The 24,173-nt window shown below is 72.9% G+C and carries 18 protein-coding genes and 1 riboswitch; of the genes, 13 read left to right on the top strand and 5 right to left on the bottom strand.

Annotated elements, in window-relative coordinates; translation table 11 throughout:
- Window positions 1-6 precede the first annotated feature (6 nt).
- Window positions 7-2,466 carry a DNA gyrase/topoisomerase IV subunit A gene (locus ACZ3ZE_RS26185; protein ID WP_467260912.1) on the bottom strand — a complete coding sequence of 820 codons (2,460 nt, stop codon included), beginning with the start codon at window positions 2,464-2,466 and terminating at the stop codon, window positions 7-9.
- Window positions 2,467-2,692: 226 nt separating this feature from the next.
- Here ACZ3ZE_RS26185 and ACZ3ZE_RS26180 point away from each other — a divergent pair, with 226 nt between their 5' ends.
- The 4 genes from ACZ3ZE_RS26180 (at window position 2,693) to ACZ3ZE_RS26165 (ending at window position 7,446) form a co-directional block, all read left to right on the top strand.
- Window positions 2,693-4,045, top strand: coding sequence for a M16 family metallopeptidase (locus ACZ3ZE_RS26180; RefSeq protein ID WP_361177849.1), 1,353 nt, complete (start codon window positions 2,693-2,695; stop codon window positions 4,043-4,045).
- A gap of 26 nt (window positions 4,046-4,071) precedes the next feature.
- Entirely contained in the window at window positions 4,072-5,439 is a 1,368-nt protein-coding gene (locus ACZ3ZE_RS26175; protein WP_361177892.1) for a M16 family metallopeptidase, read from the top strand.
- Window positions 5,440-5,641: 202 nt separating this feature from the next.
- Window positions 5,642-5,808: riboswitch (cyclic di-AMP (ydaO/yuaA leader) on the top strand.
- Between the two features lie 12 nt (window positions 5,809-5,820).
- Window positions 5,821-6,591, top strand: a complete 771-nt coding sequence (locus tag ACZ3ZE_RS26170) for a M23 family metallopeptidase (RefSeq protein WP_361177851.1) — start codon at window positions 5,821-5,823, stop codon at window positions 6,589-6,591.
- A 171-nt stretch (window positions 6,592-6,762) separates the two neighbouring features.
- Window positions 6,763-7,446 carry a GntR family transcriptional regulator gene (locus tag ACZ3ZE_RS26165; RefSeq protein ID WP_361627681.1) on the top strand — a complete coding sequence of 228 codons (684 nt, stop codon included), beginning with the start codon at window positions 6,763-6,765 and terminating at the stop codon, window positions 7,444-7,446.
- A 194-nt stretch (window positions 7,447-7,640) separates the two neighbouring features.
- Here ACZ3ZE_RS26165 and ACZ3ZE_RS26160 read toward each other — a convergent pair whose 3' ends face one another.
- On the bottom strand, window positions 7,641-7,922 hold the full coding sequence (locus tag ACZ3ZE_RS26160) for an HPr family phosphocarrier protein (RefSeq protein ID WP_005310999.1): 282 nt from the start codon (window positions 7,920-7,922) through the stop codon (window positions 7,641-7,643).
- Window positions 7,923-8,097: 175 nt separating this feature from the next.
- On the opposite strand from ACZ3ZE_RS26160, the gene ACZ3ZE_RS26155 reads away from it, so the two are divergent.
- From ACZ3ZE_RS26155 to ACZ3ZE_RS26140, 4 genes are all read left to right on the top strand, one after another.
- Window positions 8,098-11,145, top strand: coding sequence for a bifunctional acetate--CoA ligase family protein/GNAT family N-acetyltransferase (locus tag ACZ3ZE_RS26155; RefSeq protein ID WP_467260910.1), 3,048 nt, complete (start codon window positions 8,098-8,100; stop codon window positions 11,143-11,145).
- 67 nt (window positions 11,146-11,212) lie between these two features.
- Window positions 11,213-11,806: a DUF5998 family protein gene (locus ACZ3ZE_RS26150; RefSeq protein WP_329424957.1), complete on the top strand. Its 594-nt coding sequence runs from the start codon at window positions 11,213-11,215 to the stop codon at window positions 11,804-11,806.
- Window positions 11,806-13,011: an alkaline phosphatase family protein gene (locus ACZ3ZE_RS26145; protein WP_361177858.1), complete on the top strand. Its 1,206-nt coding sequence runs from the start codon at window positions 11,806-11,808 to the stop codon at window positions 13,009-13,011. Before ACZ3ZE_RS26150 ends, ACZ3ZE_RS26145 begins: the two co-directional genes overlap by 1 nt.
- Window positions 13,012-13,101: 90 nt before the next feature.
- Entirely contained in the window at window positions 13,102-13,749 is a 648-nt protein-coding gene (locus tag ACZ3ZE_RS26140) for a thymidine kinase (RefSeq protein ID WP_361177860.1), read from the top strand.
- 13 nt (window positions 13,750-13,762) lie between these two features.
- Here ACZ3ZE_RS26140 and ACZ3ZE_RS26135 read toward each other — a convergent pair whose 3' ends face one another.
- A complete protein-coding gene (locus tag ACZ3ZE_RS26135; RefSeq protein WP_361177862.1) occupies window positions 13,763-14,755 on the bottom strand; it encodes a GlxA family transcriptional regulator in 993 nt (330 codons plus the stop codon).
- A 182-nt stretch (window positions 14,756-14,937) separates the two neighbouring features.
- On the opposite strand from ACZ3ZE_RS26135, the gene ACZ3ZE_RS26130 reads away from it, so the two are divergent.
- Genes ACZ3ZE_RS26130 through ACZ3ZE_RS26120 form a run of 3 tightly spaced genes read left to right on the top strand, consistent with a single transcriptional unit; the run spans window position 14,938 to window position 19,919 of the window.
- On the top strand, window positions 14,938-17,628 hold the full coding sequence (locus ACZ3ZE_RS26130; RefSeq protein WP_467260908.1) for a YfhO family protein: 2,691 nt from the start codon (window positions 14,938-14,940) through the stop codon (window positions 17,626-17,628).
- Window positions 17,629-17,676: 48 nt separating this feature from the next.
- On the top strand, window positions 17,677-18,642 hold the full coding sequence (locus ACZ3ZE_RS26125) for a glycosyltransferase family 2 protein (RefSeq protein ID WP_361177866.1): 966 nt from the start codon (window positions 17,677-17,679) through the stop codon (window positions 18,640-18,642).
- A gap of 2 nt (window positions 18,643-18,644) precedes the next feature.
- On the top strand, window positions 18,645-19,919 hold the full coding sequence (locus ACZ3ZE_RS26120; RefSeq protein WP_467260906.1) for a polysialyltransferase family glycosyltransferase: 1,275 nt from the start codon (window positions 18,645-18,647) through the stop codon (window positions 19,917-19,919).
- Between the two features lie 67 nt (window positions 19,920-19,986).
- Here ACZ3ZE_RS26120 and ACZ3ZE_RS26115 read toward each other — a convergent pair whose 3' ends face one another.
- Complete coding sequence (locus ACZ3ZE_RS26115; RefSeq protein WP_361177870.1) at window positions 19,987-20,763, bottom strand: VOC family protein; 777 nt, start codon at window positions 20,761-20,763, stop codon at window positions 19,987-19,989.
- Between the two features lie 212 nt (window positions 20,764-20,975).
- On the opposite strand from ACZ3ZE_RS26115, the gene ACZ3ZE_RS26110 reads away from it, so the two are divergent.
- Window positions 20,976-21,803 carry a sulfurtransferase gene (locus ACZ3ZE_RS26110; RefSeq protein ID WP_467260904.1) on the top strand — a complete coding sequence of 276 codons (828 nt, stop codon included), beginning with the start codon at window positions 20,976-20,978 and terminating at the stop codon, window positions 21,801-21,803.
- A gap of 74 nt (window positions 21,804-21,877) precedes the next feature.
- On the opposite strand, the gene sepH is transcribed toward ACZ3ZE_RS26110, so the two are convergent.
- On the bottom strand, window positions 21,878-22,936 hold the full coding sequence (sepH, locus tag ACZ3ZE_RS26105) for a septation protein SepH (protein WP_361177874.1): 1,059 nt from the start codon (window positions 22,934-22,936) through the stop codon (window positions 21,878-21,880).
- A gap of 517 nt (window positions 22,937-23,453) precedes the next feature.
- Here sepH and ACZ3ZE_RS26100 point away from each other — a divergent pair.
- On the top strand, window positions 23,454-24,170 hold the full coding sequence (locus ACZ3ZE_RS26100) for a hypothetical protein (protein ID WP_361177894.1): 717 nt from the start codon (window positions 23,454-23,456) through the stop codon (window positions 24,168-24,170).
- Window positions 24,171-24,173 lie beyond the last annotated feature (3 nt).

Raw genomic sequence — 24,173 nt, 5'->3', positions numbered from 1 at the left:
GCCGGCCTAGCCGATCGGGCCCGCCACGACCTCCACCGGCTGCGTCAGCGGGGTGCCCGAGCCGTCGCGGCGCGGGTCCGGGTCGGGGAGCTCGGACGGCACGCCGTTCTTCTGGGCGGCGTGGGCCGGGACGGCACCCGCCCAGGCCAGGATGAGGACGTCCTCGCCCTTCAGGAAGCGCTGGCAGCGCACACCGCCCGTGGCGCGGCCCTTGCGCGGGTACTGGTCGAACGGCGTCAGCTTCGCCGACGTGCCGGCCGAGGCGTCCAGCGTGCCGGTGGAACCGGCGACCGTGAACACCACCGCGTCCGCCGCCGGGTCCACGGCGGTGAAGGAGATGACCTCGGCGCCCGCCGTCAGCTTGATGCCGGCCATGCCGCCCGCGGGGCGGCCCTGCGGGCGTACCTGCGAAGCCGGGTAGCGCAGCAGCTGGGCGTCGGAGGTGATGAAGACCAGGTCTTCCTCGCCGGTCCGCAGCTCCGTCGCCCCGACGATCCGGTCACCGTCCTTGAGGCCGATGACCTCCAGCTCGTCCTTGTTGGCCGGATAGTCCGGCACCACGCGCTTGACCACGCCCTGGAGCGTGCCGATCGCGAGGCCGGGGGAGCTTTCGGCGAGCGTGGTCAGACAGATCACCGTCTCGTCCGCCTCCAGAGAGAGGAACTCGGTGAGCGGCGCTCCGCCCGACAGGTTCGGCGCGGCCGCCGTGTCGGGGAGCTGCGGGAGGTCGATCACCGCGATCCGCAGCAGCCGTCCGGTCGAGGTCACCGCGCCGACGTCGCCGCGCTGGGTGGCCGTCACGGAGGAGACGATCGCGTCGTGCTTGACGCGCTTGGCCTCCGGGTCGGCCGGCGGCACCTCCACCGTGGCCGTACGGGCGAGCAGGCCCGTGGAGGACAGCAGCACCCGGCACGGGTCGTCCGCGACCTGCAGGGCGACGGTGGCGACGGGGGCGCCCGCCGACTCCAGCAGGACCGTGCGCCTGTCGGTGGCGAACTTCTTCGCGACCGCCGCCAGTTCCGTCGAGACCAGCTTGCGCAGCTCGGTGTCGGAGTCCAGGATCCCGGTCAGCTCGTCGATCTCGCCGGTGAGCCGGTCGCGCTCGGTCTCCAGCTCCAGCCGGTCGAACTTGGTGAGCCGGCGCAGCGGGGTGTCCAGGATGTACTGCGTCTGGATCTCGCTCAGGGAGAAGCGCTCGATCAGGCGCTCCTTGGCCTGCGCCGAGTTCTCGCTCTCCCGGATCAGCCGGATGACCTCGTCGATGTCGAGGAGCGCGACGAGCAGGCCCTCGACCAGGTGCAGCCGGTCGCGCTTCTTGCCGCGGCGGAACTCGGAGCGGCGCCGGACGACCTCGAAGCGGTGGTCGAGGTAGACCTCGAGGAGCTCCTTGAGGCCGAGGGTGAGCGGCTGGCCGTCGACCAGGGCGACGTTGTTGATGCCGAAGGACTCCTCCATCGGCGTCAGCTTGTACAGCTGCTCCAGGACCGCCTCCGGCACGAAGCCGTTCTTGATCTCGATCACCAGGCGCAGGCCGTGGCTACGGTCCGTGAGGTCCTTGACGTCGGCGATGCCCTGCAGCTTCTTGGAGCCGACCAGGTCCTTGATCTTGGAGATCACCTTCTCCGGGCCGACGCTGAAGGGCAGTTCGGTGACGACGATGCCCTTGCGGCGGGCCGTCACGGTCTCCACGCTCGTCGTCGCACGGATCTTGAAGGTGCCGCGGCCCGTCTCGTACGCGTCCTTGACGCCGGACAGGCCGACGATCCGGCCACCGGTCGGCAGGTCGGGACCCGGTACGAAGCGCATCAGCGCCTCCAGGTCCGCGTTCGGGTAGCGGATCAGGTGGCGGGCGGCCGCGATGACCTCGCCCAGGTTGTGCGGCGGCATGTTGGTCGCCATGCCGACCGCGATGCCGGAGGCGCCGTTGACCAGCAGGTTCGGATACGCGGCGGGGAGCGCGACGGGCTCCTGCTCCTGGCCGTCGTAGTTCGGCGCGAAGTCGACGGTGTCCTCGTCGATGGACTCCGTCATCATCAGCGCGGCCGGCGCCATCCGCGACTCCGTGTACCGCATGGCGGCCGGCGGGTCGTCGTTGCCGAGGGAGCCGAAGTTGCCGTGGCCGTCGACCAGCGGGAGGCGCATGGAGAAGGGCTGCGCCATGCGCACCATCGCGTCGTAGATCGACGCGTCGCCGTGCGGGTGCAGCTTGCCCATGACCTCGCCGACGACACGGGCGCACTTGACGAACCCGCGATCGGGCCGCAGCCCCATCTCGCTCATCTGGTAGACGATCCGGCGCTGTACGGGCTTCATGCCGTCGCGGGCGTCGGGCAGCGCGCGCGAGTAGATCACCGAGTACGCGTACTCGAGGAACGAGCCCTGCATCTCGTCGACTACGTCGATGTCAAGGATTCGCTCTTCGAACGCGTCGTCCGGCGGCGGTGTCTTCGTGCTGCGGCGGGCCATCGCGGCTGCGGCTCCTTCACCAACAAGTTGATCTGACGCGGACCATTGTGGACCGTGCCACTGACAAGCGGGACCGCGACCCGGGTCTGAGGCCCGGCGGGGTCACCGGCGCGCCCCCGTCACGACCCGGAAGAGGGACGTCGGGACGGGACGGGAACTTCGCGAGGTGTCGGCGCGCTTGCATACAGTGGCAGGACTTTTCCACATCGCGATCGAAGGGACGTACATGCCCATGGGTCACACGGCCACGGCCGAGGCCGGCTCCGGCGGCCTGACAGCGACCGAGCACCGGCTGGCCAACGGCCTGCGCGTGGTGCTCTCGGAGGACCACCTGACCCCGGTCGCCGCGGTCTGCCTCTGGTACGACGTCGGCTCGCGGCACGAGGTCGCGGGCCGCACCGGTCTCGCCCACCTCTTCGAGCACCTGATGTTCCAGGGCTCGAAGCAGGTCCACGGCAACGGTCACTTCGAGCTGGTGCAGGGCGCCGGCGGCTCCCTCAACGGCACCACGAGTTTCGAGCGCACCAACTACTTCGAGACCATGCCGGCCCACCAGCTGGAGCTCGCGCTCTGGCTGGAGGCCGACCGCATGGGCTCGCTGCTCGCCGCCCTGGACGACGAGTCCATGGAGAACCAGCGCGACGTCGTCAAGAACGAGCGCCGCCAGCGGTACGACAACGTGCCGTACGGCACCGCCTTCGAGCGCCTCACCGCCCTCGCGTACCCCGAGGGCCACCCGTACCACCACACCCCGATCGGCTCCATGGCCGACCTGGACGCCGCCACCCTGGAAGACGCGCGGAACTTCTTCCGCACGTACTACGCGCCGAACAACGCGGTGCTCTCGGTCGTCGGCGACATCGACCCCGAGAAGACGCTCGCCTGGGTCGAGAAGTACTTCGGCTCGATCCCGGGCCACGACGGCAAGCCCGAGCCGCGCTCCGGCGAGCTGCCCGAGGTGATCGGCGAGCAGCTGCGCGAGGTCATCGAGGAGGAGGTCCCGGCGCGTGCGCTGATGGCCGCCTACCGGCTGCCGCACGACGGCACGCGCGCGTGTGACGCCGCCGACCTGGCTCTGACGATCCTCGGCGGCGGCGAGTCCTCCCGTCTCCACAACCGGCTGGTCCGCCGCGACCGCACCGCCGTCGCGGCCGGCTTCGGGCTGCTGCGGCTGGCCGGCGCGCCCTCGCTGGGCTGGCTGGACGTCAAGACCTCCGGCGGCGTCGAGGTGCCGCAGATCGAGTCGGCCGTCGACGACGAGCTGGCCCGCTTCGCCGCCGAGGGCCCGACGCCCGAGGAGATGGAGCGCGCGCAGGCGCAGCTGGAGCGCGAGTGGCTGGACCGCCTCGGCACGGTCGCGGGCCGCGCCGACGAACTGTGCCGCTTCGCGGTGCTGTTCGGCGACCCGCAGCTCGCGCTGACCGCCGTGCACCGGGTCCTCGACATCAGTGCCGAGGAGGTGCAGGAGGTCGCCAAGGCCACCCTGCGCCCGGACAACCGCGCCGTGCTGGTCTACGAACCGGTGGGCGCCGACGGCGACGACGCCGACAGCGACGAGGAAGAGGGAGCGGACCAGTGACCGACGCTGCCGCGTCTTTGACGAGCATGACCTTCCACCCGCAGCCCCAGCCGGGCGAGGCCACGCCCTGGGCCTTCCCCGCCCCGGAGCGCGGCGCCCTGGACAACGGGCTGACCGTGCTGCGCTGCCACCGCCCCGGCCAGCAGGTCGTGGCCGTCGAGATCTCCCTCGACGCCCCGCTGGACGCTGAGCCCGAGGGCCTGGACGGCGTGGCCACGATCATGGCCCGCGCCCTGTCCGAAGGCACCGACCAGCACACCGCCGAGGAGTTCGCCGCCGAGCTGGAGCGCTGCGGCGCCACCCTCGACGCGGCCGCCGACCACCCGGGCGTACGGGTCTCCCTGGAGGTCCCGGTCTCCCGGCTGCCCAAGGCGCTCGGCCTGCTCTCCGAGGCGCTGATCGCCCCCGCGTTCGACGCGTCCGAGGTCGAGCGGCTGGTGCGCAACCGGCTGGACGAGATCCCGCACGAGTCGGCCAACCCGGCCCGCCGAGCGGCCAAGCAGCTCTCCAAGGAGCTGTTCCCGGCCTCCGCGCGCGCCTCCCGGCCGCGTCAGGGCACCGAGGAGACCGTCGCCGCGATCGACGCCGCCGCCGTCCGCGCCTTCTACGACGCGTACGTGCGCCCCTCCACGGCCACCGCCGTGGTCGTCGGCGACCTCACTGACGTCGACCTCGACAAGGTGCTAGCCGAGACGCTGGGCGCCTGGACGGGCACCGCGGCCGACCGGCGGCGCATGCCGTCCGTCTCGGCCGACGACACCGGCCGGGTCGTCATCGTGGACCGCCCCGGCGCCGTCCAGACGCAGCTGCTCATCGGCCGCGTCGGCGCCGACCGCCACGACCGTGTGTGGCCGGCCCAGGTGCTCGGCACGTACTGCCTCGGCGGCACCCTCACGTCCCGTCTGGACCGCGTCCTGCGCGAGGAGAAGGGCTACACGTACGGCGTGCGCGCCTTCGGCCAGGTGCTGCGCTCCGACGGCGAGGGCAACGGGGCGTCGCTGCTCGCCATCAGCGGCTCGATCGACACCCCCAACACGGGCCCGGCACTTGACGACCTGTGGAAGGTGCTGCGCACCCTCGCCGCCGACGGTCTGACGGACGCCGAGCGCGATGTGGCCGTGCAGAACCTGGTGGGCGTCGCGCCGCTCAAGTACGAGACGGCCGCCTCCGTCGCGGGCACGCTCGCCGACCAGGTCGAGCAGCACCTCCCGGACGACTACCAGGCGCAGTTGTACGCGCGCCTCGCCGAGACCGGCACGGTGGAGGCGACCGCGGCCGTGGTCAACGCCTTCCCGGTGGACCGGCTCGTCACCGTGCTCGTCGGTGACGCGGCGCAGATCGAGGAGCCGGTGCGTGCCCTCGGCATCGGTGAAGTGACGGTCGTGACCGGCTGACTGAGCCGCTGTCACACCGGTTCGGGGACCCCGACGACCTGGTTCGTCGGGGTCCTCCCTTTTGTCCGTATTGCTGAGAAGTGTGATCTTCTGCCCTGTGGCATGTCTTACAAAAGAGCGTGTCTGTTTGGCGATTGACAGAAGATCGGCCTAGCTTCGACCCGACTGTTCGTCCGCAGTACGACGCCGCATCCGCGGCAACGGGCAGTCATCGCCGAGTCCCCGTAAGGCGCGAGCCTGGGGAGCCGGGGACCCATCGCAGTCCCTGGGGTGAATCGGACGCCTTCGCTCAGCGAGCGGAGGGGCCCGTAGGAGACCTTCCTGCTCCGAACCCGTCAGCTAACCCGGTAGGCGAGAGGGAAGGAAAGGATCAGCCACTACATGGCGTTCACCCGTGCCACCGGGAAGCATCGTGGTCCGAGCCGTCTGGCGCGCCGCGGAGTGGGCATCGCCGGTGTGGCGACCCTTGCGACGACCGGCGTCATCGGAACCCTGGCCTCCCCGGCGTTCGCCGCCGACACGGAGCCCGTCTCCCCGGAAGACACCGGCCTCACCCAGGTGATCACCGCCGACTCCCTCGCCGACCGGGTCGACGCCCAGGCCGCCGCGCAGGAGAAGGAGGCGGTCGAGACCGCCGCCCGCGTCAAGGCCGCCGCCGAGGCGAAGCGCAAGGCCGAGGCCCGCGCCAAGGAGCTGCGCGCCGCCAAGGAGCGCGCCGCCCGCGAGGCCGAGCGCAAGCGCCTGAGCTCCTTCCAGCTCCCCGTCGCCGGCTCGTACGTGAGCACCGGCTACAAGACCGGCGGCTCGCTCTGGTCCTCCGGCCACCACTCCGGCATCGACTTCCACGCCGCCTACGGCTCCCAGGTCGTCTCCGTGGGCTCGGGCACCGTCGTCGAGGCCGGCTGGGGCGGCGCGTACGGCAACAACATCGTCATCCGGATGAACGACGGCACGTACACCCAGTACGGCCACCTCTCCTCGATCGGCGTCTCCGTCGGCCAGACGGTCACCCCCGGCGAGCAGATCGGCATCTCCGGCTCCTCCGGCAACTCGACCGGCCCGCACCTCCACTTCGAGGCCCGCACCAGCGCCGAGTACGGATCGGACATCAACCCGATCACCTACCTCCGCGCCCGCGGGGTCCAGGTCTGAGGTGTGAATTCTGTGAAGAAGCCCCGGCTCGAACGAGCCGGGGCTTCTTTTTCGTGCCCCAATTACCGGGTGGCATCGGAAATTCCGGCGTCCTGCAATAGAGTTCGCGAGAGTTCGCAGGGCGGGCGCCACTCGACGGGGTTTCGCGCGGATCACCTACGGAGGTCGGACATGCGTGTTCCCGCGCACTCGGTATGCACGGCGATCCGGGACGACATCGTCTCCGGCGTCTTCGCGTGGGGCGCCCGGCTGACGGAGGAGCAGCTCGCGCGCCGCTACGGGGTCTCCCGCGTCCCGGTCCGCGAGGCGCTGCGCACCCTGGAGTCCGAGGGCTTCGTGGTCACCCGCCGGCACGCCGGCGCCCATGTCGCCGAGCCCACCGAGCAGGAGGCGGCCGACCTGCTCGACGTCCGGACCCTGCTGGAGCCGCTGGGGGCCGCCCGCGCCGCCCAGCGCCGCACCGAGGCGCACCTCAAGGTGCTGCGCGGGCTGGTCAGGCTGGGGCAGGAGCGGGCCAGGCGCGGCCAGGGCGACGATCTGCGCTCGCTCGGCGCGTGGTTCCACGAGACGCTGGCCCAGGCGTCCGGCAGCCCGCCGCTCACCGCGCTCCTCACCCAGCTGCGGCACAAGATCGCCTGGATGTACGCGGTCGAGCCCGCCGAGCGGCCCGTGGAGGCCTGGGCCGAGCACGGGGCCATCGTCGACGCCGTCGCGCGCGGGGACGCCGAACGGGCCCGCGCCCTGACCGCCCTGCACGTGGAGCGCTCCCTGCCGCTGCACCGGCCCCGGCGTCCGGAGCGGGCGCGTGTGAGGGTTTCGCAACATGTCGTAAACACCGCGGGGCCGCGGAATTAACACCGGCGCCGTATACAAGGGAAAGGCGATGGGGGTGGCTGATCGATTGGGGTCGCCCTATTCCAGCTTCACCTTCCCGATTTGCGCTGCCTGATTCCAGTGAAGGAAAAAGGGTCGCATCGCAGAAAAGGCCGCGCCCGCCGGAATTCCGGCAGGTGCGGCCCTTCGCGATCCGTCGTCGGGGAGGAGACGGGTCAGACGGTCTCGGGGAGCTCGTCGAGACCCTCCGCGACCAGCTTCGCGAGGCGGTCGAGCGCGGCCTCGGCGCCATCGGCGTCCGAAGCGAGGACGATCTCCTCGCCGCCCTGGGCACCCAGGCCGAGCACCGCGAGCATGGACGCGGCGTTGACCGGGTTGCCGTCGGCCTTGGCGATCGTCACGGGGACGCCGGCGGCCGTGGCGGCACGGACGAAGATGGAGGCGGGGCGGGCGTGCAGGCCCTCGGCCCAGCCGACGTTGACGCGGCGCTCAGCCATGGTGGTTGCCCTTCAACTTTCAGCGGTTGTCTAGACCAGTCTCTCACGGGCGGCGACGTGCTCGTACCGACCTTCGGCCCCATTCGGGGCGGCCGTTAGGCCCTCCCTACCTTGCATGGCGGGCACCCGCCGCGCGACCGGTGCCGCTGTCGGACCCCGGCCTTACTCTTGCCCCATGCAGAGCGCGTCGGAACAGTCCGAACAGCCGGAACACGCGTATCCCGACCACTGGGAAGCGGACGTGGTCCTCCGTGACGGCGGCACCGCGCGCATCCGGCCCATCACCGCCGACGACGCCGAGCGGCTGGTCAGTTTCTATGAGCAGGTCTCGGACGAGTCGAAGTACTACCGCTTCTTCGCCCCGTACCCCCGGCTGTCCGCCAAGGACGTGCACCGCTTCACCCACCACGACTTCGTCGACCGGGTGGGGCTCGCCGCCACGGTGGGCGGGGACTTCATCGCGACCGTGCGCTACGACCGCATCAACGCCCTGGGGCGCCCCGCCTCCGCCCCGGCCGACGAGGCCGAGGTCGCCTTCCTCGTCCAGGACGCCCACCAGGGCCGCGGGGTCGCGTCCGCGCTCCTCGAACACATCGCGGCGGTCGCGCGGGAGCGCGGCATCCGGCGGTTCGTCGCCGAGGTGCTGCCCGCGAACACCAAGATGATCAAGGTGTTCACGGACGCCGGCTACACCCAGAAGCGCAGCTTCGAGGACGGTTCCGTCCGCCTCCACCTCGACCTGGAGCCCACCGACCGCTCCCTCGCCGTCCAGCGCGCCCGCGAACAGCGCGCCGAGGCCCGGTCCGTGCAGCGGCTCCTCGCGCCCGGCTCCGTCGCCGTGATCGGCGTGAGCCGCGCCCCCGGCGGGGTCGGCAGGGCCGTGCTCCACAACCTCCTCGACGCCGGCTACACCGGGCGGGTCCACGCCGTGAACAGCGCCCTGGGGGAGGGGCGGCACGAGCTGGAGGGCGTTCCCGCCTTCCGGAGGGTCGCCGACATCGGCGAGGACGTCGACCTCGCCGTCGTCGCCGTCCCCGCCGAGCGGGTCCCCGAGGCCGTCGCCGACTGCGGCGAGCACGGGGTGCGGGGCCTGGTCGTGCTCTCGGCCGGATACGCGGAGAGCGGGACCGAGGGCCGCGAGCGCCAGCGCGCGCTGCTGCGCCAGGCCCGTTCGTACGGCATGCGGATCATCGGCCCCAACGCCTTCGGGATCATCAATACGGCCGAGTCCGTACGGCTGAACGCCTCGCTGGCCCCGCAGATGCCGGCCGCCGGCCGCATCGGGCTCTTCACCCAGTCCGGCGCCATCGGCATCGCCCTCCTCGCCGGACTGCACCGGCGGGGTGCCGGACTCTCCTCCTTCCTCTCCGCGGGCAACCGGGCGGACGTCTCCGGCAACGACCTCCTCCAGCACTGGTACGACGACCCGGCGACCGACGTCGTCCTCCTCTACCTGGAGTCGATCGGCAACCCGCGGAAGTTCACCCGGCTCGCCCGCCGCACCGCCGCGGTCAAGCCGGTCGTGGTCGTCAAGGGCGCCCGGCACAGCGGCAGCGCCCCGCCCGGCCACCGCGTCCCCGTCACCCGCATCCCGCACGCCACCGTCTCCGCGCTGCTGCGGCAGGCCGGTGTCATCCGGGTCGACACCGTCACCGAACTCGTCGACGCGGGCCTCCTCCTCGCGGACCAGCCCCTGCCCGCCGGCCCCCGCGTCGCCATCCTCGGCAACTCCGAGTCCCTCGGGCTGCTCACCTACGACGCCTGCCTCACCGAGGGGCTGCGCCCGCTGCGCCCCCTCGACCTGACGACCGGCGCCACCCCCGCCGACTTCCGCACCGCGCTCGCCGCCGCCCTCGCCGACGACGCCTGCGACGCCGTGGTCGTCACCGCGATCCCCTGGGTCGGGGAGAACGGGGCCACCGAGTCCGGCGACGGCGAGGTCCTGGCCGCCGCCCTCCGCTCCGCCGTCGCCGACGCCCCGGGCGCGGCCAAGCCGGTCGTCGTCGTCCATGTCGAGATGGGCGCCCTGGCCGAGGCCCTCGCGGAGGCGACCCGCACCCGCCCGGCCGGCCGGACCGCGCCGCCAGCCGGGGCACCCGAGGCGAAGCAGCCGCCCGCGCCCCAGGCTCCGGTCTCCGCGCCCCAGGCTCCGGTCTCCGCGCCCCAGGCTCCGGTCTCCGCACCCCAGGCTCCGGTCTCCGGGCCCCAGGCCTCGGCCCCCGGGCCCCAAGCCCCTGCCTCCGCACCCCAGGCCCCGGTCTCCGGGCCCCAGGCCCCAACCTCCGCACCACCGGACCCGGCCGCCCCAGGAGTGCCGACCGAGCAGGGCGAGCCGCCCGCCGCCCGCGCCATCCCCTCCTACCCCGCCGCCGAACGGGCCGTGCGGGCTCTCGCGGAGTCCGTGCGGTACGCGCAGTGGCGCCGGCAGGCCGCGGCCGACCCCGGACGAGTGCCCGAGTTCGACACCATCGACGAGACCGGGGCCGCCGGCCTCATCGGGCGGGTGCTCGGCGAGGAGGGCACCGATCCGCGCGGGGTGACCCTCGGCGTCGAGGAGACCGGGGAGCTGCTCGGGCGGTACGGGATCGGCGTCCTGCCCACCCTGCCCGCACCCACCCCCGACGAAGCCGTCCGCGCCGCCACCCGGCTCGGCTTCCCCGTCGCCCTCAAGACCACGGCACCGCACCTGCGCCACCGCCCCGACCTCGGCGGCGTACGGCTCGACCTGGCGACCGAGGAGCAGCTCCGCACCGCGTACGCCGAGATCACCGAGACCCTCGGCAAGCCCGAGGAGCTCCAGCCGGTCGTCCAGGCCATGGTCCCGCGCGGGGTCGACACCGTCGTGCGCGCCGCCATCGACCCCGCCGTCGGCGCCGTCCTCTCCTTCGGCCTCGCCGGAGCCGCCTCCGAACTGCTCGGCGACATGTCCCACCGGCTCGTCCCCGCCACCGACCGGGACGCCGCCGACCTCGTCCGCTCGATCCGCACCGCCCCGCTCCTGTTCGGCTGGCGCGGCTCCGCCCCCGTCGACACCCCCGCCCTCGAAGAGCTGCTGCTGCGGGTCTCCCGGCTGGTCGACGACCACCCCGAGGTCGTCGCCATCTCCCTGGAACCCGTCGTCGTCGCCCCCCGTGGCGTCTCCGTCCTCGGCGCCACCGTCCGGCTCGCCCCGCCCCCGCCCCGCACCGACCTCGGCCCGCGGCGCCTCCCGAGCTACCAGTGACATGGGCGAGCCGACGAGCCCCGCGGGAGGGCGGGAGGGGGGCCCACAGCCCCGTAGGATGGAGTCCATGGCAAAGACCGGTACGACGACCCAGGGGCTGCGCGCGGCGATCGAGCGCAGCGGCTACTACCCGGCCCTCGTGGCCGAGGCGGTGGAGTCCGCCGTCGGCGGCGAGGCGGTCTCGTCGTACGTGGTCCACCAGGAGACCACCTTCGACGCGAACGAGGTCCGCCGCCATGTCACCGTCCTCGTCCTGACGGCCAACCGCTTCATCGTCAGCCACACCGACGAGCAGGCCGCCGACACCAGCTCCCCGACGCCGTACGCCACGACCTCCACCGAGTCGGTCAAGCTGGACCGGATCTCCTCGATCGTCGTCAGCCGCGTCGTCGCCAACCCGGAGTCGTACACGCCGGGGACCCTGCCCCGCGAGGTCGTCCTGACCATCGGCTGGGGCGCCGTCTCCCGCATCGACCTGGAGCCCGCCGCCTGCGGCGACCCCAACTGCGACGCCGACCACGGCTACACCGGCAACTCCACCGCCGACGACCTCAGCCTGCGCGTCAGCGACGCCGGCGACGGCCCGGACACCGTCCGCCAGACGCTCGCCTTCGCGCAGGCGCTCTCCGAAGCCACCGCGGACACCGCGGTCAGCCGCTGATGGTCCAGCCCACCGCCGTCGCCCAGGGGTGGCCGGACGAACCCGTCCCGCTCGACCCCGCCACCGCGCCGCTCCCCGAGTACGGCAGCGGCTCCCTCGCGGACCTGCTCCCGACGCTCGTCTCCGGACAGGGCGTGCCCGGCTGCGAGCCCCGGATCGCCGAGCTCGCCCCGGCCGACCGCAACTGCGTCTTCCTCATCGACGGGCTCGGCTGGGAGCAGATCAAGGCCCACCCGGACGAGGCCCCGTACCTCACCTCGCTGCTCGGCAGCTCGCGCGGCGGCACCGGCCGCCCGCTCACCGCGGGGTTCCCGGCCACCACGGCGACCTCGCTCGCCTCGGTCGGCACCGGCCGCTTCCCCGGCGAGCACGGGCTGCCCGGCTACACCGTGCGCAACCCGCAGACCGGCGAGCTGATGAACCAGCTCCGCTGGAAGCCCTGGACCCCGCCGCGCGTCTGGCAGCCGTACCCGACGGTCTTCCAGCTCGCCCACGAGGCCGGGATCCACACCGCCCAGGTCTCGTCGCCGATATTCCAGGACACCCCGCTCACCAAGATCGCGCTGAGTGGCGGAACGTTTCACGGCAGGCTCTCCGGCGAGGAGCGGATGGACTTCGCCGCCGAGCAGCTGGCCGCCGGCGACCGCTCCCTCGTCTACACGTACTACAGCGAGCTCGACGGCGCCGGACACCGCTTCGGCATCGACTCCGACGCCTGGCGCGGCCAGCTGATGTGCGTCGACCGGCTCGTCCAGCGCCTCGCCGAGCAGCTCCCGCCGCGCTCCGCGCTCTATGTCACCGCCGACCACGGCATGGTCGACATCCCCTTCGACGACGACCACCGGATCGACTTCGACGAGGACTGGGAGCTGCGCGCCGGCGTCGCCCTCCTCGGCGGCGAGGGCCGCGCCCGGCACGTCTACGCCGTCCCGGGTGCCGAGGCGGACGTCCTCACCTGCTGGAGCGAGGTCCTCGGCGACCGGTTCTGGGTGGCGAGCCGGGACGAGGCCGTCGCGCTCGGCTGGTTCGGCGACCAGGTCGACGCGCGGGTCCACGGGCGCATCGGCGACGTGGTCGCCGCGGCCCAGGACGCCCTCGCCATCACGGCCTCCGTCAACGAGCCGAACGAGTCCGCCATGGTGGGCATGCACGGTTCGATGACCGCGGCGGAACAACTCGTGCCGCTGCTGGAAGTACGCTCCTGAGGCCTCGGCCCCGCGCCTTCCGTTACCCGTCCCCACCCGCACCCGTCACTCCCCGACCGCGACCCTGACCCGAAAGGTCCCCGACCTCCCATGCCCGAGCTGGTGTTCTTCTCCGGAACGATGGACTGCGGAAAGAGCACCCTCGCTCTTCAGATCGAACACAACAGGTCCGCCCGCGGACTCCAGGGCATGATCTTCACCCGGGACGACCGGGCCGGCGAGGGCAAGCTGTCCTCCCGGCTCGGCCTGGTCACCGACGCCGTCGAGGCGGCGGAGGGCTTCGACTTCTACGCGTACCTCGTCGCCCACCTGTCGAAGGGCGGGCGGTGCGACTACGTCATCGCCGACGAGGCCCAGTTCCTCGCGCCCGAGCAGATCGACCAGCTCGCCCGGGTCGTCGACGACCTCGACCTCGACGTCTTCGCCTTCGGCATCACCACCGATTTCCGGTCCAAGCTCTTCCCGGGCTCGCAGCGGCTCGTCGAGCTCGCCGACCGGGTGGAGGTCCTCCAGGTCGAGGCCCTGTGCTGGTGCGGCGCCCGCGCCACCCACAACGCGCGCACCGTCGGCGGCGAGATGGTCGTCGAGGGCGCGCAGGTCGTGGTCGGCGACGTCAACGCCGGGGACCAGGTCGGCTACGAGGTCCTGTGCCGCCGGCACCACCGGCGCCGTATGACGGCCTCCTCGGCCCGCGCCGCCGCCCTCTCGCCGGACGTCCTGCCGGTCCCGCAGAGCTGAGGCGCCCGACGGCTCAGCCGGGGACGGCCCGGAAACGGCGCCGGTACTCCATGGGCGTCGTGTCGAGGCGCCGCCGGAACGCCCGGATCAGCGTGTCCGTCGTACCGAACCCGCAGAGGGTCGTGATCCGTTCCAGGGTGGCGTCGGTGGACTCCAGCTGATGGCGCGCCCGCTCCACCCGCGCCGACTCGACGTACGCGCTGGGCGTCATGCCCAGCTCGGCCTTGAAGATCCGGGTGAGCTGCCGCTCGCTGATGTGGGCGGTCTCGGCGAGATCCGCGAGGGTGAGCGGCTCGCCCAGGTTGCGCGTGATGTGGTGGCGCAGGTCCTCGATCCGGCGGGTGGTGGAGACGGGTTCGAGGGGGACGCTGAACTGGCTCTGCCCGCTGGGCCGCTTCAGGTACATCACGAGCTGGCGGGCGACGCGCAGCGCCAGGGTCTCGCCGAAGTCGTCGGCGACGAGGGCGAGCGCCAGGTCGAGGCAGGAGCTGATCCCCGCGCCCGTCCACACGTCGCCGTCGCGGATGAAGATCGGGTCGGCGTCGACCTCGACCGCCGGGTGCTCGGCGGCCAGCTGCCGCGCGGTCGACCAGTGGGTGGTGGCGCGCTTGCCGTCCAGGAGGCCGGCGGCGGCGAGGATGTGCGCCCCGACGCAGACGGAGGTCACCCGCCGGGTCCGCTCCGCCAGCTGCCGCACCCGGTCCACCACGGCCGGGTCGACCAGGGCGCGGACCCGGCGCAGGTCGTCGACCTCGACCGCACCGGGCACCAGGAGGGTGTCGATGGGGCGCTCGGCCACCTCCTCGAACGTGATGTCCGGGAGGACCCGCACCCCGGCGGAGGTGGTGACGGGGTCCGTCGTCTCGGCGGCGAGGAGCACCTGATAGCCCGTCGCGTCGTCCGTCTCGCGCCGCAGCAGGGCGAACACCTCGGGCGGTCCCGTGACGTCGAGCAGATCGACGCCCTCGAAGAGAACGATGACGATGAGCCGTCCGACGGCGCTCATGGGGGACTCCGTCCTGCGCGGGTCGAGGTGATGTCCGGATCTGCATGTTAGGGCGCGTCATCGACATGGGGAGGGCGGGTGGGGGCACCCGCTGTTCACCTGAGGTGCGCCCAGGGACCTCCTCCCGCTCGGTCGGGGGTCGTGCGGCTCGGCGGTAATGCGTCTCTACGCCGAACAGTTCTATGCCGATCCGCTCAACGCCGATCAGCTCGACGCCGGTCGGCCCGCCCGGCCGAACCGCCTCTGGAGGACGTGTGCCACCCGCTGCCGAGACCGAGTCCTCCCCGTCCCGGCCGAGGCTCCGGGCGGCGGCCGGTGCCGGTCTCCTCACCGGTCTGCTCTTCTGTCTCGCCGGAGCGCTCGCGGGCAGCTATCCCTTTGGATCCAGAACCCGCAACATCGTCGACCTGGGGCAGCAGTATCTGCCGTTCCACGCGTACTGGCGGAAGCTGATCCTGGGGCAGTCCCAGGGCGACCTGTTCCTCAACTGGTCATCGGGTTTTGGATCCAATTTCCTCGGCGACTTCGGCACCTATCTGAGCAGCCCCTTCGACCTGCTCGTCCTCCTCTTCCCCGCCGACCGGCCCGAACTCGCCCTGTACGTCATCACCGCCGCCAAGATCGCCACCGCGGCGGCGGGCATGGCGGCCCTGCTGCTCACCCTGCGCCGCGGCCCCTGGCCGGTCGCGGCGGTGCTCGGCACCGCCTACGCGCTCTCCGGCTGGACCTTCAACTACGGCGCCACGGTGCCGATGTGGCTCGACGGGCTCGTGGCCTTCCCGCTGCTGTGCCTGGTGGGGGAGTGGGCCCGACGCGGACGCCGGCCGGTGCTCGGGCCGCTGGTCGTGGCCGTCGCCTGGTTCGCCAACTTCTACACCGCGTACATGGCGACCATCGGCGCCGCCGTCGTCCTCGCCGTACGCCTCCTGACGGCCGACGACATCGGTACCGGTGCCGGTACCGACTCCGGGACCCGCGCCGATTCCGGCTCCGGATCCGGCGCGCGTGGCGCCGCCGCCCACCACCCGCACCTAGCCGCCCTCCTGAGGGCCGCACGCAGCGTCCTCATCGGCATCGGGCTCGCCGCCCCGCTCGTCGTCGTCATCTTCCTCGCCACCCGGGTCGCCGACCCCACCCCGCCCACCGCCTTCGCCCCCGCGGCCTGGACGGACGTCCTGGCCCGGCTGCTGCCGGCCACGGCCAGCGTGGCCACCCCGGCGCTGTTCATCGGCACGCCCGCCCTGGCGCTCGCCCTCACCCTGCCCTTCAACGGCGCGGTCGCCGCCCGGGTACGGACCGGCTGGACGGCCGCGATCGTCCTGGTCACGCTGTCCCTCCAGTGGGAGCCGACCCATCTGCTCTGGCACGCCGGAGCCTCGCCCAACGGCATCCCGTACCGCCAGACCTTCGTCCTCTGCGGCCTGCTGCTGATCGGCGCCTGGCTGTCGACGGCCCAGGGACTGCCCCGGCCCGCGGCGCTCCTCGGCGGCGGCGTGCTGCTCGCGGGCGCCGCCTGGGCCGCCCGAGGCAGTGTCGACATCGACCGCTGGACCTACCCCGCCGCCGCCGGAGCCGCCGTCCTGGCGGCGCTCGCCGCCACGGCCGCCCTGTTCGCCGGCCGCCGGACCGGAAGGGTCCTCCCGGTCCTCGCCGTCGTGCTGCTGCTCGCCGCGCAGGCGGGCGAGACCCTGGTCACCGGCAAGCGCATCGAGGAACAGCAGCTCGCCAAGGTGTCCTGGGCGCCGCGCGTCGGCCCCTGGCACACCGACATGACCCGCGCCGTCGCCGAGAAGGACGCCTGGCCGCGCCACCGCACGGACCCCGGCGAGGTCCCCGGCGGCAACGACGTCCTCCTCGTCGGCGGCGAGGGCGCCGACTACTACAGCAGCCTCACCGCCGACACGTACTCCCGCACCCTCGCCGGCCTCGGCTTCGGCTACTACGCCAAGGGCCGGCACCCCGTCAGCCTCGACAACCCCGTCACCGACGCGATCTTCTCCATCGGCACCCGGATGCGCTCGACCCCCGACGCCCCCCTCGCCGTCGACCGGCTCCCCAGGGCCACGATCACCGTCACCGACACCCCCGTACCGCCGCTCGTCACCGTCCACCCGGAGACACCCCCGAAGGAGGCGGGCGCCGACTCCGCGTTCGTGCGCCAGGAACGCCTCCTCGGCCACACCGTGTACGACGTGCCGGACGCGCGGCGCGCCGGCACCACGCTCACCGCGCGCTGCCCCGCGGGCTCCCAGGTGTGGTTCTGGGCCCCGGAGTTCCAGGGCGACGCCGCCCTGAACGGCCGCCCGTCCGTCGACTTCGCCGGCAAGCTGCCGTCCGTCCTCGCCCCCATGCGGCCGCTCGGCACCGTCCCGGACACCGGCGAGGTCCGCGTCACCCTGACGCCCGAGGCGAAGGCCCGGCCCCGGCTCAAGCTGCCCGCGCACCCCGTCGGCTGCCTAGTCCAGGAACGCCTCACCACCGCCGTACGGCAGCTCACCGCCACCGGCGCGACCGAGGTCCGCACCACCGGCCACACCCTCACCGCCGACCTGCCGTCCGGCAGCAGCGGCACCGCCGTCCTCGCCGTCCCCCGCGTCTCCGGCTGGCGCTGCGCCGCCGGTGACGCGCCCCTGACGCCCGCCCGTAGCCGCCTCGGCCTCATCGCCGTCCCCTTGGACGGCCGCGCCACCTCCGTGACCTGCTCCTTCCGGCCGCCCGGGCTCAAGCTGGGCGGTGCGGTCGGCGCGACGGCCCTCGCCGCCCTCCTGGCCACCGCGTGGCTCCACCGGCGCCGCACCCGCGAACCCGCAGGACGGCAAGAGTTCACCGCCCGTGCACGCGAGGCTCGTCCCGCCGAGAAAAGCGCTGTCTAGTCTGCCCGCCAGTACCTGTACGCGAGTACGCGAGTTGGGGATCTCCGAGTGCCGAAACTGTCCGTCGTCGTGCCCTTCCACAATGTCGGGCCCTATGCCCCCGACACCCTGCGCAGTCTCGCGGACAACGCGGACGCGGACACCGAATTCCTGCTGGTCGACGACCATTCCACGGACGAGACGCCCGACCTCCTCGACCGCTGGAAGGACCGCATTCCGCAGGCCAGGGTCATTCGCCACGAGACGAACCTCGGCGTCGCGCAGGCCCGTAACACCGGGATCGACGCGGCCACCGGCGACTACCTCACGTTCCTCGACGGCGACGACTGGTACGCCCCCGGCCACCTGGCCGCCATGACGGCCGGAATCCACCGCCTGGGCTGCGACTTCGCCCGCACCGACCACGTCCTGTCGACCGCGCGCAACCGCCAGATCCGCTACGCCCCGGCCAAGGTGCGCGACGCCGTCATGGACCCCCGGGACGGCATCGCGCCCGCCAGCATGGTGACGATGGTCGACTATCCGTTCGTCCCGTTCGGCATTTACAGCGCCCGTCTGTTCGAAAACGGCGCCTCGCGGTTCGAGACGAAACTGCGGACGGCCGAGGACCGCCTCTGGATCTGGCGACTGCACCTCGCCGCCCGCACCTATGCGGCGCTTTCCCTGCACGGCGTCTTCTACCGGCGCGGGGTCACCACCTCGCTCACCCAGATCACCGACAACCGGCAACTGGACTTCATTCCCTCCTACGACCTCCTCCTCGAAGAGGTCTCCCGCGACCGCGACGCCGACCGCTTCCTCCCGAAGGCCGTCCGCACGTACTGCGCGATGATCGCCTTCCACATGGCGAAGTCCGACCAGTACGAGTCGGCCGTGGCCAAGCGGCTCCGGCGCGACGTGACCGACGCCCTGCGCCGGATGCCGCAGCAGGTCCTCGACGGGACCCTCGCGACCATGGACACGACCCGCAGCACCCTCCTGAGGAGCCTGCGCGACACCGGAAAGGCCGCCTGACCATGGCGATCACCGATCGGATCCAGATCTTCCAGGTGTCGACGCTGTACGGGGCCGCCACGGTGGCCGCCGCGATCGACGCCGGGCAGTTCGGCGCCCCGGGCGACGCCCGCCGCCTCCTGCTCGTCTCGAACAACGCCGAGATCCCCGAGACCGCCCTCCGGCTCGACGCCATGACCGGCTACGAGCGGATCGCCACCCGCTTCGACGAGGTCGTCGACTGGAACGAGGCGATCCAGCCGCACCACCCCAGCTCCTGGTCACCCCGCCCCGAGGAGTCCCCCCTCTGGCAGCGCGTGTTCCGCACCGCCTGGGGGCTCGGCACCGCCACCGTCGAGCTCGTCGTCGAGTCGATCCAGGTCAACCCCGCCAAGGCGCTCGCCGCCGTCTTCGCCGAGAGCACCGTGCAGGTCTACGCCGACGGGCTCATGAGCTACGGCCCGACCCGCGACGAACTGCCCCAGTCCATCGCCTGCCGCATCCGCCGCGTCCTCCACCTCGACCTGGTGCCCGGACTGCGCCCCCTGCTCCTCACGGAGTACGGGGTCGGGGCCGAGCTGGTCCCCGACGAGGCGTTCCGCGCGGTGCTCCGGGAGATCGCCGAGGCCGCCGCGGACGACGCCCGGCTCGCCGCCGCGGCCACCGCCGAGCCCACCGCCCTGCTCCTCGGCCAGTACCTCGCCGTCCTCGGCATCCTCACCGCCGACGAGGAGGAGGAACTGCACGGGCGCATGCTGCGCGGCGCCGCGTCCGCCGGGCACCGCAGCGTGGTCTTCAAGCCCCACCCGACCGCCCCGGCGCGCTACTCCCAGGCCCTGCACGAGGAGGCCGCCCGCTCCGGCGTCACCCTCACCGTCCTGGACGGCCCCCTGCTCGCCGAGACCTTCTACGAGCGCTGCCGGCCCGAGCTCGTCGTCGGCTGCTTCTCCACCGCGATGCTGACCGCCGCCGTCTACTACGGCGTCCCCGTCGCCCGCGTCGGCACGGAGACCGTCCTCGCCCGGCTCACCCCGTACGAGAACAGCAACCGCATCCCCCTGACCATCGTCGACCACCTCGTGCCCGACCTGGAGAGCGCCGCCGAACCCCGCGTCCCCGGCGCCGCCCCCGACACCCTCGCCCCCCTGGTCCGCGCCGTCGGCTACTGCATGCGCCCGACCGCGCACCCGGGGCTGCGCGCCGAGGCGGAACGGTACGTGGAGGGGCAGGCGGAGGAGCTCCACTTCCCGGCGGAGCGACTGGTGGAGCTGGAGCTGAGGGTTCCGGTCGGGCGGTAGGGCCCAGAGTCGAACACCGGATATCGGGTACTGGATATTGGATCCGATATCCAGCCGCCCTAACGCCTCACCGCCCGCCCGTCGACCGCACCAGCGTGAACACCGCCCCCTCCGGGTCCGCCACCAGCGCCAGCCGTCCCGCCGTGCCCTCGCGGGGCTGGCGCAGGACCTGGCCGCCGAGTTCGGTGACGAGCCGGGCGGAGGCGTCCACGTCCTCGACCTCGAAGTACGTCATCCAGTGCGCGCCCCGGTCCCGGGGCAGGGCGGAGCCCACGCCGTGCAGGGAGGCGACGGGGCGGCCGTCGAGGTGGAGGGTGAGGTAGTCGAAGTCGGCCGAGACGACCGGCTCGACCTCGTACCCGAAGATCGTCTGGTAGAACTTGCCGACCGAGCCCGTCTCGTACGTCAGGAGCTCGTTCCAGACGGGCGTCCCGGGCGGTCCGGCCGTCGCGGTCCCGTGGTGGGCCTCGGCCTGCCAGACGCCGAAGACGGCGCCGGCCGGGTCGGAGCAGAGCACCAGCCGCCCGGCCTCGCCCGCGTCCAGCGGACCCACCGCGACGGTGCCGCCGCAGCAGCGGATGCTCTCCGCGGTCTCGTCGGCGTCGTCGGTGGCCAGGTACGTGGTCCAGGCGATCGGGAGATGCCGGTCCGGGGGCAGCTGGCCGATCCCGGCCACCTCCCGGCCGTCGAGCAGTGCGCGCACATAGGGGCCGAGCTGCTGGGGGCCGGGCACGAACTCCCAGCCGAACAGTGCTCCGTAGAACTCCTGCGTCCCGTCAAGTCCGTGCACCATCAAGCTCACCCAACAGGGTGTACCGGGTGTGCGCCGAGTCGCCTCGGTCATCGTCTTCGTCTCCTCGCCAGTGGCCGTACGAGGTGGGGCCGGCAGGCCGCACAGTGGCTCCCCGGCGGGTCCTGCCCGCCGTCCGCCCGTCGTACACGCGCACCGGCCGGGCGTCCCGTGCCGATCGTCGCACCACGGGAAGGGCCGCGCGCCTCGGCGGATCCGGTGCGAGGGGACGTTCTCAGGGGGTGGGCTGCGCGAGGATGGCACCCATGAAGCCCATCATCTCCGCAAGCGAACTCGTGAGCGAGTCGGCCGGGGCGACGCCCCCGGTCCTCCTGGACGTCCGCTGGACCCTCGGCGGCCCGCCCGGACGCCCCGAGTACGAGGCCGGCCACCTCCCCGGCGCCGTGTATGTGGACCTGGACGCCGACCTCGCGGGCCCGCCCGGAAGCGGCGGCCGGCACCCGCTGCCGGACATCGCCGCCTTCGGCGCCGTGATGCGCCGCGCGGGGGTCTCGGCGGACCGGCCGGTCGTCGTCTACGACGGCGGCCTCGGCTGGGGCGCGGCCCGCGCCTGGTGGCTGCTGCGCTGGGCGGGCCACCCGGACGTCCGGGTCCTGGACGGCGGGCTGGCCGCCTGGACGGGGGAGCTGTCGAAGGACGTCCCGGCTCCCGGGGAGGGTGATTTCACGCCCGCGCCGGGCGCCCTCGGCCTGCTCGACGCGGACGCCGCCGCCTCCCTGGCCCGCTCCGGACTGCTCCTGGACGCCCGCGCGGCGGAGCGCTACCGGGGCGACGTGGAGCCCATCGACCGGGTCGGCGGGCACATCCCGGGCGCGGTCTCGGCCCCCACGACGGAGAACGTGGCCGCCGACGGGCTCTTCCTGCCCGCGGATGCCCTGGCGGACCGGTTCGCCGCCCTGGGTGCCGCCGACGCCTCCGAGGTCGCCGTGTACTGCGGCTCGGGCGTTTCCGGAGCCCACCAGGTGCTCGCCCTGGAGATCGCGGGAATCCCCGCCGCGCTCTACGCCGGCTCCTGGTCCGAGTGGTCCTCCGACCCGGCCCGGCCGGTGGCCACGGGCCCGGACCCGCAGTAGCCGACAGCCTCACGACACGTCGAAGGGGCCCGCGGCCTTGCGGCGGCGCGGGCCCCTTCGACGTACCGGAAACGTCAGTCCTGCTTCTTCCTGCGCGTGCCGAAGACGATCTCGTCCCAGCTCGGGACCGCCGCGCGGCGGCCCGGGCGGACGCCGTCCGCCTCGGCCTGCCGGTCGGTGGTGCCGGTGAGGCGGTCGCGGTGACCCGACACCGCGCGGGGCATCAGGACGTCGGCGTAGGCGGCGCCCGCGCCCGCGGAGGCGGCCGGAGCCGGGGGCTCCTCGGCCTCGACCTCGTCGGACGGCTCCGTGCTGTCCGCCGGCTCGGGGACGATCATGTCGCCGCGGAAGCTGGGAACCGCCTCCAGGAGGCTCGTCAGGGAATCGCGCTCCTCCTCCGGCTCGGGCGCCGGGATCGGCGCCCGCTCCAGCTGGCGGTCGAGCGCGCGGTCCAGCGGCCTGTCCCGGGGCAGCCGGGCGATCCGCGGGACGAAGGGGAAGCTGGGCTCCGGCACGGCGGCGAGGGTGTCGTCGGTCTCGCCGATCAGCGCCCGCGCCTCGTCGTCGACGGCCTGGACCAGCCGCCTGGGCGGGTCGTACGTCCAGCTGGCGGTGTGCACCTCGCCGGCGACCCGGTAGACGAGCAGCACCTCCCAGGTGCCGTCGTCGCGGCGCCAGGAGTCCCACTGCACGGTGTCCTTGTCTGCGCCGCGCAGCAGCAGCCGCTCCTGCACCGCCTCGCCGAGCTGGGGGCCGGTGTTCTCGCCGGGACGGCGTACGGGGGTCTTGCGGGCCCGCTCGGCCATGAACGCGCGCTCGGCGAGCACCGGGCCCTCGAAGCGCCGGACCCGGTCGACGGGGATGCCGGCGAGCTGTGCGACCTCCTCCGCGGACGCACCCGCACGTATCCGTGCCTGGATGTCGCGGGGGCGGAGGTGGCTCTCCACCTCGATCTCGATCTGGCCGAGGCGCGCGCGGTCGTTGCGCACGGCGGCCCGCAGCCGCTCGTCGATCGGAAGCGTGTACTCCGTGCTGTCAGCAGCCTTCAGCACCAGTCGTGTGCCGTCGTTCGAGACGGCCACGACACGCAGTTCGGGCATGGGAACCTCCCGGGTGGTGCCTGCCGACGTCACGTGCGTCGCTGCTTCCGCTAGTCGAGTGTGGCCTGCCCGGGTGCAGCCTGCCACAACCCTGCCGAGTTGCCCGGCGTGTCGGGCCTGGACCCTGGAACGCCGTTATGGCACGGTTACCCTTTTGCGACGTAGAGTGATCAAACGTCACGCTGTGTCGCGGGTGTCCGTGCGGTGCCATGGCGCCGTCGGTTCGAGTGCCACCTTCGGCCCCCTTCCGTCGATTCCGGACGCCCATGGGGGAATCCGGACCCAGGGTTCGCCACAGTACTCCATTCGGGCCACCTGGGTGGACCGGCGCGCCGCCCAACTTCTCGGGGGGTACGGGAGTTGAGTCTCCGCGATCTTCCCGTGCGCGTGTCCCTCTTCACAGAAGCACCAGAAACGGAACTAATCGCTTCGCTCATTTGTCCCTTCTGGGTGCACGGTGGAACGAATGAACAAGCAGGGGTTGGACATGCTTCACAGGCCGGATTCCGGCGCGGAGGTCGCGGAAGAGAAGAAACGGTTCGACTTGAGCGTGCCTCAGGTCGCCGGCAGTGCCGTCGCGGCGGTGGTCGCCGCCAAGCTGGCGTCCACGCTGGGCGTCTACGGCACCATCCTCGGGGCCGGTGTGATCAGTGTCATCGCGACCTGCGGCGGCCCGCTCCTCCAGCACCTCTTCAAGCGCACCGGCGAGCAGATGCACGCCGCCACGAACACGACCCGGCCGAAGGGGCACCAGGTGCCCGCGCGGTTCGGCGATGAGCCGTACGGAGCGGAGCCGTACGACGAGGAGTTCGGCGCGCCCACCACGCACGGCACCCGGGTCCGTGGCTGGAAGCGCTCCGCCGTCGGGGCCGCCGCGGTCTTCCTGATCGCGATGGGGGGCATCACCGCGTACGAGCTGACCTCCGGTCAGGACCTCAGCGGCACCAAGGGCACCACGACCTTCGGCTCCGCGGTCCGCGGCGACAGCGGCGCCCGGGACGAGAAGCAGTCCGACCGGGGCGTCACCCCGTCCTCGACGCCGAGCGGCGACGGGCGGCAGGAACAGAAGAGCGGCGGGAGCCCCACGCCGGGTGACACCCCGTCGGCTCCGGTCACCCCCGACGCCACGCCCACCCCCACGCCGACGCCCCCGCATCCGACCGGGCCCACCGACGGAGGCACGACCCCGCCCCCGACGGCCCCGCCGACCACCGCGCCGACGGCCCCGCCGACCGCCGAGGCCCCGGCGACCGGCGCGACCGAGTGACGG

Source organism: Streptomyces sp. NPDC023157 (assembly GCF_055560575.1).
Note: the sequence above shows the minus strand (reverse complement) of the source record. Positions and strands in the feature narration are given on the sequence as shown.